Annotated in this window: 8 protein-coding genes; 3 read left to right on the top strand and 5 right to left on the bottom strand. The window is 42.1% G+C overall.

What is annotated here, in order from left to right; all coding sequences use genetic code 11:
- Positions 1–71: 71 nt before the first annotated feature.
- The 5 genes from ACGE0T_RS19820 to ACGE0T_RS19800 form a co-directional block, all read right to left on the bottom strand.
- The gene (locus ACGE0T_RS19820; RefSeq protein WP_459188295.1) at positions 72–1,865 is read right to left on the bottom strand and encodes a RagB/SusD family nutrient uptake outer membrane protein; all 1,794 of its coding nucleotides are present in this window, start codon (positions 1,863–1,865) and stop codon (positions 72–74) included.
- Positions 1,866–1,884: 19 nt separating this feature from the next.
- Complete coding sequence (locus ACGE0T_RS19815; protein ID WP_459188294.1) at positions 1,885–5,343, bottom strand: TonB-dependent receptor; 3,459 nt, start codon at positions 5,341–5,343, stop codon at positions 1,885–1,887.
- A 211-nt stretch (positions 5,344–5,554) separates the two neighbouring features.
- Positions 5,555–6,496: a FecR family protein gene (locus ACGE0T_RS19810; protein ID WP_459188293.1), complete on the bottom strand. Its 942-nt coding sequence runs from the start codon at positions 6,494–6,496 to the stop codon at positions 5,555–5,557.
- 149 nt (positions 6,497–6,645) lie between these two features.
- On the bottom strand, positions 6,646–7,215 hold the full coding sequence (locus ACGE0T_RS19805) for an RNA polymerase sigma-70 factor (protein WP_459188292.1): 570 nt from the start codon (positions 7,213–7,215) through the stop codon (positions 6,646–6,648).
- 50 nt (positions 7,216–7,265) lie between these two features.
- Entirely contained in the window at positions 7,266–7,400 is a 135-nt protein-coding gene (locus ACGE0T_RS19800) for a hypothetical protein (protein WP_459190522.1), read from the bottom strand.
- Between the two features lie 689 nt (positions 7,401–8,089).
- Between ACGE0T_RS19800 and ACGE0T_RS19795 the strand changes: the two genes are divergently transcribed.
- From ACGE0T_RS19795 to ACGE0T_RS19785, 3 genes are all read left to right on the top strand, one after another.
- Entirely contained in the window at positions 8,090–9,934 is a 1,845-nt protein-coding gene (locus ACGE0T_RS19795; RefSeq protein WP_459188291.1) for a glycoside hydrolase family 127 protein, read from the top strand.
- 24 nt (positions 9,935–9,958) lie between these two features.
- Positions 9,959–12,004, top strand: a complete 2,046-nt coding sequence (locus ACGE0T_RS19790; protein WP_459188290.1) for a beta-L-arabinofuranosidase domain-containing protein — start codon at positions 9,959–9,961, stop codon at positions 12,002–12,004.
- A gap of 118 nt (positions 12,005–12,122) precedes the next feature.
- A complete protein-coding gene (locus ACGE0T_RS19785; RefSeq protein ID WP_459188289.1) occupies positions 12,123–14,981 on the top strand; it encodes a helix-turn-helix and ligand-binding sensor domain-containing protein in 2,859 nt (952 codons plus the stop codon).
- Positions 14,982–15,163: the final 182 nt, after the last annotated feature.

The raw sequence follows: 15,163 nt of genomic DNA, 5'->3' as shown, positions 1-15,163 counted from the left end.
TTCCCTATCCCTATAGAAGAAGGGGATTACTGTCAAGATATATCCCCTTCTTTTTAATACTTCCCCATATCTTATTTCCAGTAAGGATTTTGTACCAAATTCGGATTCAGTTGAATATCCTGAATACTGATAGGAGTATAATAGTAAGCCGGTTCTTTAAATGTGTAACGACCTTTTTCATCGGCGGGTTCCAGATAACCATCGGCAGTAATCAGGAAATTATCTATTCCGACAATATAAGCGGTCAACCCTTTCGCCTGATAGCTCTCTTTTTCTGCTTGCGATGAGACAACAGCCACATCGGACTTACCGTCACCGGTCAAATCGATTTCTGCAGGAAGAATTGTTCCTACATAAAGACCTTTACCTTGATTCTCAAAAGTTTTCCCCATAGCCCATCTGTATAAATCGCTAGTCCTAAATCCTTCGACAGCTAACTCTACACGACGTTCACGACGAATCTCGAGAACTGCTCCTCTCTGACTTGAATTGACGTTCGGATACTTCGCGTTTAACACCGGATCAATGTTTCCCAGCCAATTATCCAACATTGCATGCGGCATTTCTATGCGATCTCTCAACTTATTAATCGTCATATCCAGGTCCGTCTGGGTCAGTTTTCCCAATTCCGCTTTTGCTTCAGCATAAATCAGCAAGATTTCCCCCAAGCGATATTTTGAGACATCGCCAAAGCAGAGATTGCCAGGACCATAACCGGTTGTATTTTCATTGTCATACATGGGTTCCCACTTGATGGATTGATAGCCCAGAACTGTATTAAGATACTGGACATACGGTTGGGCATCACTTGCCGGGCGATGCCATCCGGGATACTGGAAAGTCGATTTCAAACGATGATCACGGTTCTTAAAACCATCCTCAACAGACATTTTGTTAAATCCGGGAATGGATGTGAATGGGACAGCTTCACCCATTTCATTAATATATAAGTAAGTATCGAAGAAATCTTTGGATAATCCGCTGTTTCCACCTCCAAACTGATCGTTATACCCCCATAACAGATTCAAGCTACGGTCATAATCCTGATAAAAAATCACTTCCGGACTGCCGGCCAATGAAATATTTCGGAACAGTCCTTCATAGTTCGAATGCAATGAATATCCCATCTGCATCAATTGTTCGCATGCCGAAACCGATATTTCATAGAATTTATCCGCATCATTTAAGCCAAGTTCAGGATGATATTTCCGCCAGGAAGCTTCCTGCAAGCAGATACGTGCCTTCACAGCCAAAGCCACATCCTTTGACAAATAGGTATGATCTCCTTTCATCTCAGAAGTTGTTTTCATATTGTCGATAGCATAATTTAAATCTGCCACGATAGAATCACAAACAAGTGCACGCGAATCTTGTTTTTTATATAATAATTCATCATCTGTCGTCTGCAAATCACGACTATACCAAGGAACTTCGGAATAAGATAATACTTTGTTATAATAAAGCAAAGCACGTGTCAAACGAGCCAATCCTATATAATGATTGACATTTTCACCGGTTGCGTTTCCAGCTCTCGCAATCATGAAATTCACCGTCCTGATATCTCCCCATTCCCATTTCCCAACATTCTCGGGGGTTACGGAACCAGACATATATTGGTATATCCCATTTGTTGTATTGGTAGAGACAACATTATCAGAAGGGTCATCGATCATTCTCACCCCACATGACGCAGAATTATAAAAATATCCGTAAAATTGGTTCGAATACAACTCTAAATCATCGTCTGACTTAAAGAAATTCGTTTCAGTAATAGATGTTTCCGGAGTACGATCAAGGAAACTATCGTTACAGCTTATTATCAATAAGCCTGTAAGAATGACTATATATATAAGTTCTTTCCTCATTTTCTTGAAATTTTAGTGATTAGAAAGTTATATTCACACCGATTGAATGATGTCTCTGTAACGGATAATATTGAAAACCTAAGTTTTCAGGATCGACTTTGTACCCATCATACAATCCTGAGATTAAGAATAAATTTTCTCCGGAGTAATAAAATCTGATACGTTCGATAGGTGTTTTTTCAAGTAAACACTTAGGTAATGTATAACCAACCGTCAAGTTTTTCAGCCGTACATAAGCCGCGTTCTGTAAATAACGTGTCTGAGGAATACCTAATTCTTGTTTGCTTGAATGTGCATTTCCCTGTTCCAATCTGGGGAAGAATTTATTGACATCCTGATTTTCTTCTGTCCAACGATCTGTATAATTGGACAATGGTTCACAATTCCAATCAATACTATACATACCCCAGAAGAAACGGTCGTACCAGCCTGGGTAATACTGATGCTTCATTACTCCCTGAAAGAAAGCAGAAAGATCGAATCCATTCCACTGAGCCCCTAAAGTCAGCCCGAAACGGTAACGAATAGATGAATTTCCTATTTTATAATAATCTCCCGAATCTTCCAAAGTCCACTGACCTCTTGAAATTTTATTGTCGTTGTTCCGGTTTTCAAATTTAATGGTACCGGCTCTCGACGGATATTTACCCGCCTGATAAAGTACTTCTGATTGGTCGACCCAGTTTTTGGCTTCCTCGTCCGTAGCGAAAATACCGAGCGTCTTCAATCCCCAGATCTCCCCCAATCTTTGACCTACGTAATAAGAATCCAAAGAACCGGTAGTATTCACGACCTTGGTAATCTCCGCATAGCTATCAGACAAGGTAAAATCAATATTATAGTTGAATGGCTTGCCCGCCAAGTTAAAATGATCTCTCCAACCTACGGTAAGATCCCATCCCACAGTCTTCAAATCAGCTGCATTTTCTTGAGGAACAGCAGTTCCCAATACTGAAGGTAAATCGCGCCCTTGTGTAGTCAACATATCTTTTGTATCACGCCGGTAGATATCTCCTGTAAATGACAAACGATTATTCAACATCACCAAATCGATACCCAGATCGATAGTGGTTACTTTTTCCCAAGTTAAATTTCCGGCAACTAATCCAGGTGTAGAAACATACATCGGTTTAGAACCGCCGATAGCGTACGAATATTGGGAAGCGCTCATAGTCGGAATATACGCATAAGCACTTACGTCCTGATTACCCAATCTACCATAAGAAGCACGTATCTTGAACAAATCGATGACTTCTCTCAAAGGTTTGAAGAAATTTTCTTGTGAAGCCACCCAAGCAATAGAACCGGAAGGGCTGAATACGGAACGACTATTATGCGGGAAACGTGAAGTCAGATCTCGACGGAAGTTAAACTCACCGATGTATCGATCGTTGAAAATATAACCTAAACGTCCATAAAAACCACGTAATGCCCATTCTTCGGTAGATTCGGTAGCTGTGGTCGTACCATACGCCAAATTATAAGAAGGCACTGAAGTTGAAATCAACTGGTCGCGACTTACATTTTGCAGGTTGTAACGATAATGCTCCTGGTTAAAACCTAAAATTGCCGTCAAATCATGTTTTTTGGAAATTTTTTTGTGGAAAGTGCCGTATACATCATAATTCGTATGTTGAATACGTCCATTACGAGCCTCGGCAGAAGAAACCTCATTATTCGTCCATGTCTCCGAATCCTCACCGCCAGATCCGATAAAAGGCAATGTTTTTAAATCAGTATTCACTTTTTGAAGAGAATAGTTAAACTGACCATTCACAAATAAAACATCTTTTATCAAATCGATACGTGTTGTCAACAGCTGGTTAAAGGTGACATCTTCTTTCTGGGCATTTCCTCCTTGCTCCATCTGGCCGATTTGTGTAGCCCAATCATACGTATATCCATTATCACACAAGTAGTAAGGGCCGAAAGGTACGGCTGTCAATAGACCTTCAATTACGGTACCATATGACCAAAGATTATCGCGGCTATCATCATGCTTATTTAAATAGTAAGTATTCGTTTTATAAGTGGTCGAAACCATACTCGTATTGGAACCCAAATTCCACCAAGGAGTGATCTGAATATCCAACTTCGTACGGACATTATACTGTTTGTAATCATTGCGTCCGTATTTTAACAGACCATCCTGTTGGGAATAGTTTCCTGAAGCATAGTAATTTACCTTTTCACTCTTCCCCGAAACATTGATATTATGGTTGGTCGAAAAAGCTCCGCTTTTAATATACGTCTCGGCCGGATTGAAAAAATCAAAATAAAAGTATTCATCGTAAGCCGAATGATAAAAATAGTTCGGGTTATTTCCAGAGGCAGCTTTCCATGCTTTGATCGCGTCAAACATCTCTGACGGCCATGAACCGGAATTAGGATTTCCTGTTGAAGCTTGGTTTCTATCATGGAAATAAATTTCGGCATCATCCACATATTCCGGCTTAACAGTCAATCCTCTCCAATCAAAATTACCATTATAGTTCACTGACACTTTCCCGCTTTGTCCTTTTTTGGTAGTCACCAAAATCACACCATAAGCGGCGCGCGAACCATAAATAGCTGCAGAGGAAGCATCCTTTAATACTGAGATATTCGCGATATCCACAGGATTCAAATGGTTCAACACTGTCATATCAGATGTCACTCCATCAATCACAACCAACGGGGAACCACCATTGATAGACGTAAAACCCCGAATATTAAATGAAGGCAAATCGTTCGGATCGCCGGATGTAGGATCGACATTCAGGTTAGCCACGGCTCCTTGCAGGGCGGCACCTATACTGGTTAGCGGACGGTCGTCCAACTTCTTCGTATCGGCAGTCGCTACAGAACCGGACAAATTCGCTTTCTTCTGGACAGCATAACCCACGACAACCACTTCATCCAATAGTTCCAAATTATCTTGCAACTCAATTTTCAACATCGTGCGCCCTTTAACCTCAATTTCCTTCATCTTAAATCCGATAAAAGAAACCTGTAAAATAGCATTTGGCTCAGTAATCAGAGAAAATCGCCCGTCGACTCCGGTAATAATGCCATTGGTCGTTCCTTTTTCTATGATATTGGCTCCAATGATCGGTTCTCCTTGAGGATCGGTAACAATACCCTGTATCTCTTTTTTATTCTGTTGCTGAGCTACAAGAGCAGTTTTCTCATCTTTCATTTTTTTAGAAGAGAGGATCACATAATATCCGTCTATCTCATAATTAATGTTCAGATTCGAGAATAATTTATCCAATACATTTTGTAAAGAAGCTTTCTCAAAATCAACCGTTATTTTCTGATTGACATCAACGAATCCATTATAGATAAACAAATAGTTAGTTTGCTCCTCGATCTCGTTCAAAATGTTCTCCAGCCTGACATTGTTCTTCCGAGTTGTCACACTGACATTCTGCGAATTAGTATTTTCGGCATGAAGGCAGAAAATAAACATGAATAATAATAAAGTGGTTATTTTCATAACTATGAAAAAGCGTTTACGTCGGAACCTTTTTGTCAAAACGATATCCGGCAAAGATTTTTTATTCATATCTTTGTTTGCTAATAATGTTAATACAGTTATAAGTAATTATGTTATTAGGTGTCGGTGAGTGCCTCCAACATTCACCGACTTTTTAAATAAAAGGCTAATTAAGTTGTTATATCATAGGCTATTGATTTAAGTTTTAATATTACTTAATATGAATAACGGACTCGTCTTTGTTCCGTTCAAAAGAATATTTCGCATCTTTCTGCAAAATTCGTAACGCATTATCTATACCATCTGAAATACGAAACTTGCCATTACAGATATAATTACCAAGTTGTTTGTTTTCGATGACGATTCGTATTCCATAACATTTCTCAAAACATTGCATCAATTCTTTGAAATTAATATTCCGGAAACAGATCAATCCTTCTTTCCATCGGAAATGATCGAAATCTGTGATTGGTTTTAAATGCAAATGGCCGTTGTCCAGGGATGCCTGATGGTTGGGCATCAAGACAAGATTCCACGGTGGATTATTCTTGTCTGATACCTTTACAGAACCTTCCATCAATGATGTGCAAAAATCTTCCGAGTCGCTATATGCTTCCACATTGAATTTTGTCCCCAATACCTCAACATTATATTTATTCGTTTGGACAACAAATGGCCTGTCTTCATCACGGGCTACCTCGAAATAAGCTTCCCCGTCCAAAGTTATTTCCCGTCTATCACCAGTAAAAGCTGCCGGATAGTACATTTTCGAACGGGCATTCAGCCAGACATTTGTACCGTCCGGTAAAGTCAGGTTCACACGTTGGCCGGCAGGAACGGTAATTGTATTCATTGCTTTTCCGATTTTCCGGATTTCCGATTTATAGAAGTATGTTCCACAAGCGATAGTGATGACAAATACGGCTGCTATTTTCAAAATTTCCGACATAGCTTTCCGGAAATAAGAACGGGACTTCTTTTCCCGGATGGTTACCTGTCTACTGTCCGACAAGATGATAGCATCGAAAAACTCACGTTCTCTGAAAAGCTCTTTCTCATTTTCGGAAGAAGATTCCAACCAGACACGGATAATCTCTTTTTCTTCGCGAGAAGCTTTTCCGTCAAAGAATTTGTATAATGTTTCCTTTTCCATTTTTCCTGTTTCTACTTATAAAGCAAATAAGCGGGAGATATCCCTAATGAGAAGTAACACTTTTTCGAAAAAGAGTTCCAAGAAGATGGATAAAAGTATCATCATAAATACAAAGAGAAGAAGATGATTTGTCAATATCAGACAAACTATCAGCAGAAAAATTTACTAAAAAGGGCTAGTAAAGGAGAATAATCCTTCAAGGCTATACGCAAGACTTTCAATGCTTTGGTGATATGAAATTCCACCGTTTTTGTAGAGAAGCCCAAGGCTTCCGCTATCTTTTTGTGGCTTTGGTTATGGTAGCGGCTACGGAGAAATATATCACGTGTCTGTTCGGGTAATGTTTTTAAGGTTTTGTCCACAAGGACTTGCAATTCGTCGGAAAACAGTTTTTGGGGATTACAGGCTTCCAGCGTAGCGATACGCAAATTCAGTTCCCAGGTATCACAGTCCTTTAAATATTCGACTATTTCTTCCAATGTGCGCAGGCGTTGCAGATAATTCAGACATTTATGTTTGATGACAGTCAGGATATAAGCCGGAACATTCGAACCGGATGTAAGTTTATCCCTATTTTCCCAATAGTACATTAGGCTTTCGATCACAATATCTTCTGCGATCATATTGTCGCTCACATATGTATTGGCAAAATAGACAAAACGATTTTTATATTCTGTAAATAACTGATTAAAAGAAATTATTTCAGATGTGCGTTTCATACTTAACCTAAGTTCGATATAAGACTTATGTAGATTACATTACTTGTTAGTTATAAATACGATATTTTCTCCTCTGCTTCTTGTCTCCTTAACCATTTGCAGGTATTCTCTGGGGGTAACGAATGAATATATGGTTCAAATGATTTATCAAACAAGAAATTCATATTTCCTACTGTATAGATGATAGAAGCCGCCTAGATCTCTAAATTTCCACGTTCAAACGGACAGTTTCTTTTTCTACCAAATTTACGAATCATCTTTATGCCAAGTTGCTCGTATTCATCATTTTATTTCAGCTTACAGAAAGACGACACAGAATCAATCAACTCCTACTTTCTCAATTTCAATTCCTGTTTCTTATCCATGAAAAACAGATTAATAATTTTTATATCTCTTAAAATCAATCAGATATGGATTATTTTTAAAAATTACAGTGCTTAATTATAACATTTACAATCTATAACGCTATTCTACTTAGTTCCAAAATTACAGATTTTTTTTTGTTATTGATGAATTTTCATTAGTATTTGATGCCACTATGAAAAAAAGCCCGTATCCGATAGTAAAATTCATCGCAATAAGCTTTATAAGATGTCCGAAAGTGAAGTCGCCACTATTTGGGTACTATTTCATATAGACAACATGGCTGAAAGCCTATCTGCAATATCCGGATGATTTCCTTTACCGGAATTGCATAGGTCCCGATATGGTTCCGTCGAAAGCCATGCTATCTCTGCAAATTATCCATACCAAAAGGGATAAAAAAGAAACAAACCCATAAATTATGTAAAAACAGTTCTTCTAAATGCCTGAAATATATTTATTTTGTAATCTCAATAGACCAACAAGTAATATCTAACTTTAAATTCTAAATATGAAACAGTTCTTAATTCTCTCCTTAGGATGCCTTTCCTTATGGGGATGCCAACCTAAAGAAACTTCCCTCAAAATGATTGAGCAGGTAGATTTTTCCCAAGTCAGGATACTAGATAATTTCTGGTCGCCACGGCTGAAAAAGCACATAACGGCTACCCTTCCTGTTTGTATCGACCAGATTGAAAACCAAACCGAGCGTATCCGGAATTTCGAAAATGCAGCAAACGGCACAGGGGAACATTCCGGTATCTTTTTTGATGACTCCGATGTGTATAAAGCACTGGAAGGGATGGCTTACAGCCTGATAAACAATCCCGACCCGGAGCTGGAAAAGAAAGCAGACCAATGGATTGATAAATTTGCCGCTGCCCAACAACCGGATGGATACATCAACACCTTTTATACCCTCACCGGTTTAGACAAGCGATGGAGCAACATGGACAAGCACGAAATGTATTGTGCCGGCCATATGATTGAAGCCGGAGTGGCCTACTACAAAGCAACCGGCAAACGTAAATTACTGGATGTTTGTACCCGCATGGCAGCCCACATGATGAATACCTTCGGACCGGGTAAACGCCATTGGGTTCCGGGACACGAAGAAATAGAACTGGCATTGGTTAAACTATACCAGGTAACCGGACAGGAGAATTATCTCAACTTCGCAAACTGGCTGCTTGAAGAACGCGGGCATGGCTACGGAAGCAAAGGGGATGAAGGCAAATGGGATCCTATTTATTACCAGGATGACAAACCGGTACGCGAAATGACGGATATTGCAGGACATGCTGTACGTTGCATGTATCTGTATTGCGGTATGGCGGATGTGGCAGCCATCAAACGTGACTCCGGATACATAGCTGCCCTGAACCGCTTATGGGACGATGTAGTACTACGCAATATGTATATCACCGGAGGTATAGGTTCTTCCCGCCATAACGAAGGTTTCACCGAAGATTATGATTTGCCGAATCTTGATGCCTATTGCGAAACTTGTGCTTCAGTGGGTATGGTACTCTGGAATCAGCGTATGAACCTGTTGACGGGAGATTCTAAATATGTGGATGTATTGGAACGTTCCATGTACAACGGGGCATTGGCTGGTATTTCCCTGACTGGCGACCGCTTTTTCTATGTGAACCCATTAGAATCAAAAGGCAACCACCACCGGCAGGCATGGTATGGCTGTGCTTGCTGCCCGAGCCAGATTTCCCGTTTTCTCCCCTCTATTGGTAATTACATCTACGGAACTTCCAAAGAGGCTATTTGGGTTAACCTGTACATTGGAAACAGTACAGAAATACAGGCAGGCAAAAATCACATTACATTGAAACAGGAGACTGATTACCCCTGGAACGGGGAAGTTAAACTGACAGTATCCTCAACCACCCCACTCAATAAGGAAATCCGTCTTCGTATACCCGGTTGGTGTAAGCAATATACATTGGCAGTAAACGGACAGCAGCAAACGGCTCCGGTAGAAAAAGGATATGCTGTCGTTCAAAAAGAATGGAAAGACGGTGACGAAATATCCCTGCATTTGGAAATGCCTGTCGAAATAGTGGAAGCGGATTCAAGAGTGAAACAGAACACAGGTAAACGTGCCATTCAACGGGGACCACTGGTTTACTGCATGGAAGAGACAGACAATACGAAAAACTTCGATAAATTGGCAATTACTCCACAGACCGCTTTCAACTGTAATTTCGAAACTTCTTTATTGAACGGAGTGGAAATCATCCAGGCAACAAATGGTGACAAAACCATTTCCCTGATTCCTTATTATGCATGGGATAACCGGGAAGCCGGAAAAATGAAAGTATGGATTGATTACATCCAATAAGCAACAGATACAAATTTTTACAACATGAAGACACTGATTAAAATTTTCCTGACAGCCTTTGCGGCAACCTCCATTGCATCGGCTGCGGACCTGCCGACACAACAAACGAATGTCTCCGGGAATTACGGAAACAACCGGTATCCGCTGGTACAAAAACCATACATCGAATTACCGATCGGAACAATCCGCCCCGAAGGATGGCTGCATGAACAACTTATACGCATGCAGGACGGTATGACCGGCAATCTGGATAAAGTATACGAACATGTAATGGGTTCGCGCAACGGATGGCTCGGAGGCGATGGCGACGTATGGGAACGAGGTCCATACTGGATAGACGGGCTTCTGCCGCTGGCTTATATCTTGAATAACGAGACACTTATCGAAAAAGTAAAACCCTGGATAGAATGGACGCTTGCCTCCCAGAAACCGAACGGATATTTCGGACCGGATACCGACCGGAGCTATGAACCGGGACTGCAAAGGGACAACTCCCAAGACTGGTGGCCCAAAATGGTGATGCTGAAAATCATGCAACAATATTATTCGGCTACCAGCGACCAGCGCGTAATCGGTTTCCTTACCAACTATTTTAAATACCAGTTGGCTGAACTGCCTAAAAACCCGTTAGGCAAATGGACTTTCTGGGGCGAACAACGCGGAGGAGACAATCTGCAGGTTGTTTACTGGCTGTATAATATCACCGGAGATAAATTCCTGTTGGAACTGGGAGAACTTATCCACAAACAGACCTTCAACTGGACGGATGTATTCCTGCACCAGAACCATTTGTCGCGCCAATACAGCCTGCACTGCGTAAACCTGGCACAAGGATTCAAGGAGCCGGTTATCTATTACCAGCAGAGCAAGGATGCAAAACAGATTGCTGCAGTAAAGAAAGCCGTACAGACCATGCGCCATACCATCGGCTATCCTACCGGTTTATGGGCGGGCGACGAGTTGTTGCAGTTCGGCGACCCGATTCAGGGTTCGGAACTTTGTACAGCCGTGGAAATGATGTACTCGCTGGAAAAGATGCTGGAAATAACCGGCGACGTACAATGGGCGGACCATCTGGAACGGGTGGCCTACAACGCACTGCCGACTCAGGTTACAGACGATTACTCGGCACGCCAGTACTACCAGCAGTTGAACCAGGTTGCTGTTACACGTAACTGGCGCAATTTCGTTACGCCGCACGATGATACGGACAATCTATTCGGTGTGCTGACCGGTTATCCCTGCTGTACTTCCAACCTTCACCAGGGCTGGCCGAAGTTTGTCCAGAACCTCTGGTATGCAACAGCCGACAATGGCATTGCAGCACTTGTTTATGCACCATCCAACGTAACGGCTAAAGTAGCCAACGGCATTCAGGTTAAGATTCAGGAAGAAACGGCTTATCCGTTTGATGAAAGTATCCGTTTCCATATCTCATTTGCCGACAAGAAAGTGAAAAAGGCCTTCTTCCCGTTCCATGTACGTATTCCGGCATGGTGTACGAACCCGGTTATCCGTGTGAACGGCGAAGAAATCCAGGTGGATGCCTACCCCGGAGAAATTGCCCGTATCAACAGGGAATGGAGCAATAAAGATATGGTTACGCTCGAATTACCGATGCAGGTAGCCTCCAGCAGATGGTATGCAAACTCTGCCGTTATCGAACGCGGACCGTTATTGTATGCATTGAAGATGAACGAAAAATGGGAAAAGAAAACATTCGAACCGGAGAAACGGAAAGACTATGGGGAGTGGTATTATGAAGTAACTTCCGATTCTCCGTGGAATTATGCCTTAAGACACAACAACCTGCGTCCCGAGGCCCTCAAAGACAATTTCATTGTGGAAAAGGCGGCCTCCATCGCTCCTTATCCCTGGAATGTGGAAAATGCGCCTGTTACCATCAAGACTAAAGGTTGCCGGGTGAAGGGATGGACAGTATACAGAGGTTCCACAGGACCTATCCCCTACTTCACCCAGCAGGGAGACGACTACGGACCGGAAGAACCGATCGAGCTAATTCCCTATGGCTGTACGACACTGCGTATCACCGAATTCCCCGTACGGTAACGGATTCAAAGACACATAAATAAAAACGAAGGGTTGCGGTTAAAGAATATAAAACTTTACCGCAACTTTTTTTTTAATCCTATCTTTGTGAAAACCGTGCGATAACGTTATCAGTTTTATGGGAATATTCCGACTTATTATAGCATTCACTATCTCTTTACTTTCCTGTCTGACCATAGAAGCAGTCACAGTACCCTATATCCCCCAGGTTACCAATTATACCGTCAACCAGTATGAGGCGGGCAACCAGAACTGGGCGGCAGCACAGGCAAACGACGGCAAGATGTATTTCGGAAACAACCGGGGACTCCTGCAATTCGACGGTGTGCGCTGGAATCTGTATAAATTACCTAACAACCTGGCTGTCCGTTCCGTTTTTATCGACGATGACAGGCGTATTTATGTAGGCTCCTTCGAAGAGTTCGGCTATTTTGAACAGGATAATAAAAACCAACTGATCTACCATTCGCTGAAAGAGCAGGTTACCGGCTATAAGTTTTTCAACGACGAGATATGGACTATCCAAAAATACAAAGGCAAGCTATACTTCCAGTCTTTCTCCTCCTATTTTATTTATGATGGTAAAGAGATACGGAAAGGGACAGGAACGCAAAAACCGTTGTACTTCTTTCTGGTAAACGGAGACTTATATGTACAATTCATCGGTGAAGGCTTTTGTAAGGCCACCGGAGAAGACAGCTTTACGGAACTGGCATCCCATTCGCAATTGAACAACGATCATGTTGTTGCTGCCCTCCCCTATGGCGACAAGCTTTTATTGGTGACATCCAAACACGGATTTTACATGTATGACGACGGAAAACTTTCCACATGGGACACTCCGGCAAACTCAATCCTGAAATCCGGAATTGCCAACCGTGCCGTCTCCCTGAAAGATTCTTCCTATATCGTAGGCACCATATCCGAAGGTCTGGTTGCCATCGACAGGACAGGGCATATCTTATGGCATATCAATAAGGCAAACCAGCTAATAAACAATACAGTACTGGGTATCTTTGTCGATTCGTCGGACAATCTCTGGGTAACGATGGATAACGGCATCTCCCATATACAGGTAAACTCCCCTATCTATTTCTATGAATCGAATGAGGTACAGGTCGGCATGGTTCACGACATGGCAATCTACAACGACAATATTTACCTGGCGACAAATCAGGGTGTCTATGTTTTATCCAATGCAGGTAAACACCCATACCTGATTCCGGGGACCGAAGAACAAAGCTGGTTTATCACCGACATAGACAATCAGTTGATAGTCGGCCACAACCGGGGAACGCTGCTGATTGAAGACAAAAAGGCCATTCCGGCTCCCGACCCGAGCGGAGGAGGCACAGCTCTTCGTAAATGTACCTTGCATGGAGAAGAAGTCCTGTTGCAGGTATCCTACAACTATCTGAGTATTTTTAAATGGCATCCGGCGGAAGGCTGGAAGTTCAGCCATAATGTGGAAGGGTTCAACAACCTGCTCCGAACTTTCGAAGTAGACCCTTCCGGGACAATCTGGGCAAGCCATATGTACAAAGGCATGTACCGCATCCGGCTGGACGAAAACCTGCAAAAACTGAAAGAAATAGAATATATCGGACGGCTGAATCCGGCAAAAAAGGAAGGAACGATCAATGTGATGAAACTACGGGGACGTATCGTGTTTTCGGACGGGGATAAGTTTTATACCTATGAAGACATCTCTTCCCGTATTGTACCCTATGACTTATTAAACCGCGATTTCCCCGAATTATCGGATACGTACCGTATCGTACCCTGCAACAACGATTTATTCTGGTTCATACGAAATACCGAATATGTGCTGTTAAGCTACGACCATGGAGCATTCCATACCAGGCTACGCATCCCCTTCAGTATGTTCGACGACCCTACAATCGAAGATCGCGGAAACATTTATGTAGATACAGACGGCATCTCCTATTTCTGCCTGAACGGAGGTTTTGCCAAATACAATCCGAAACATGCCCTGCCGGATAAGAAAACGATAGCGCTAACCCTTTCATCCGTAGAGATACACAACCGCCATAATAGCGGTAGCCATTTGTTGCCCTGTAGCGTATCGGATACACCGGTCCGGTTCGATTATCAATACAATAATATCTCCTTCAAATTCTCCTACCCGGATTACCGGGAGCGGTTTTCCCATATTTTATACAAGCTGGAAGGATTTGACGACGAATGGACGGAAGGTTCTCCGAACTTCAGTAAAAGCTATTCAAACCTTCCGTACGGGAAATATATCATGCATGCCGTAATCAAGGATAATGCAGGGGCTGATCTGTCTACCTGTTCTTACCCTTTTACCGTCAAGCATCCTTTCTACCGGTCTGCTGTTGCATTCATTATTTATTTCTTCCTGCTGGCAGGTATTATCTTCCTGCTGGTAAAGATGTATATCAACTGGGAAATAGCCCGCAAAGACAAACAGGCGGAACAGCAACGCCGCCGGCAGGCTGAGCAACTGAAAGCCCAGGAACAGTTGATTACCAAGCTGAAAAATGAGAAACTGGAGGATGAACTCAGCTATAAAAGCAAGGAACTGGCAAGCGCCACATTGTCTGTTATCTCCCACAACGATTTCCTGGAAGGATTAAAAAAAGAGATACAGGAACAACAACTATCCGGCAACTATACCAAACGTTTCTTCGATAAATTAGTGAGGAAAATAGACGATAGCATCTCCAAAGATGACGAATGGGCGGTGTTCCAGGCAAATTTCGACCGTATCCACGAGAACTTCTTCGTCAAGCTGAAAGAACGATATCCGGACTTAACTCCGGGCGACCTGCGTATGTGCGCCCTGCTTCGTCTGAACATGCCGACTAAAGACATGGCAAGCATGCAAAACCTCTCTGTACGCGGTATTGAAGCGGCACGTTACCGTCTGCGGAAAAAGCTGAACCTGCCGGAAGGGCAGAGCCTTGTCGATTTCATGATTCAGTTTAGTTAAATACCGGACACATTCTTTTGTTTTAATATGTTTAATAACACAGGAAATCCATTTTCCCGGTTAACAATCCAAACCGTATGAATAATAAGCCCTTATCTTCTCATGCAGTAGTAAAAACGTACTGAAACAATCTACTTTTTAGCTATGAAGTAACTTTACAGTACACTAAAATTTCATCATTT

The organism is Parabacteroides sp. APC149_11_2_Y6 (assembly GCF_054506995.1).
This window is presented reverse-complemented; position numbering and strand designations above follow the sequence as displayed.

Bases quoted from the DNA above. Each gene is read 5' to 3' on its own strand.
- ACGE0T_RS19820 (WP_459188295.1), bottom strand. From the start codon at position 1,865: ATGAGGAAAGAACTTATATATATAGTCATTCTTACAGGCTTATTGATA.
- ACGE0T_RS19815 (WP_459188294.1), bottom strand. From the start codon at position 5,343: ATGAAAATAACCACTTTATTATTATTCATGTTTATTTTCTGCCTTCAT.
- ACGE0T_RS19810 (WP_459188293.1), bottom strand. From the start codon at position 6,496: ATGGAAAAGGAAACATTATACAAATTCTTTGACGGAAAAGCTTCTCGC.
- ACGE0T_RS19805 (WP_459188292.1), bottom strand. From the start codon at position 7,215: ATGAAACGCACATCTGAAATAATTTCTTTTAATCAGTTATTTACAGAA.
- ACGE0T_RS19795 (WP_459188291.1), top strand. From the start codon at position 8,090: ATGAAACAGTTCTTAATTCTCTCCTTAGGATGCCTTTCCTTATGGGGA.
- ACGE0T_RS19790 (WP_459188290.1), top strand. From the start codon at position 9,959: ATGAAGACACTGATTAAAATTTTCCTGACAGCCTTTGCGGCAACCTCC.
- ACGE0T_RS19785 (WP_459188289.1), top strand. From the start codon at position 12,123: ATGGGAATATTCCGACTTATTATAGCATTCACTATCTCTTTACTTTCC.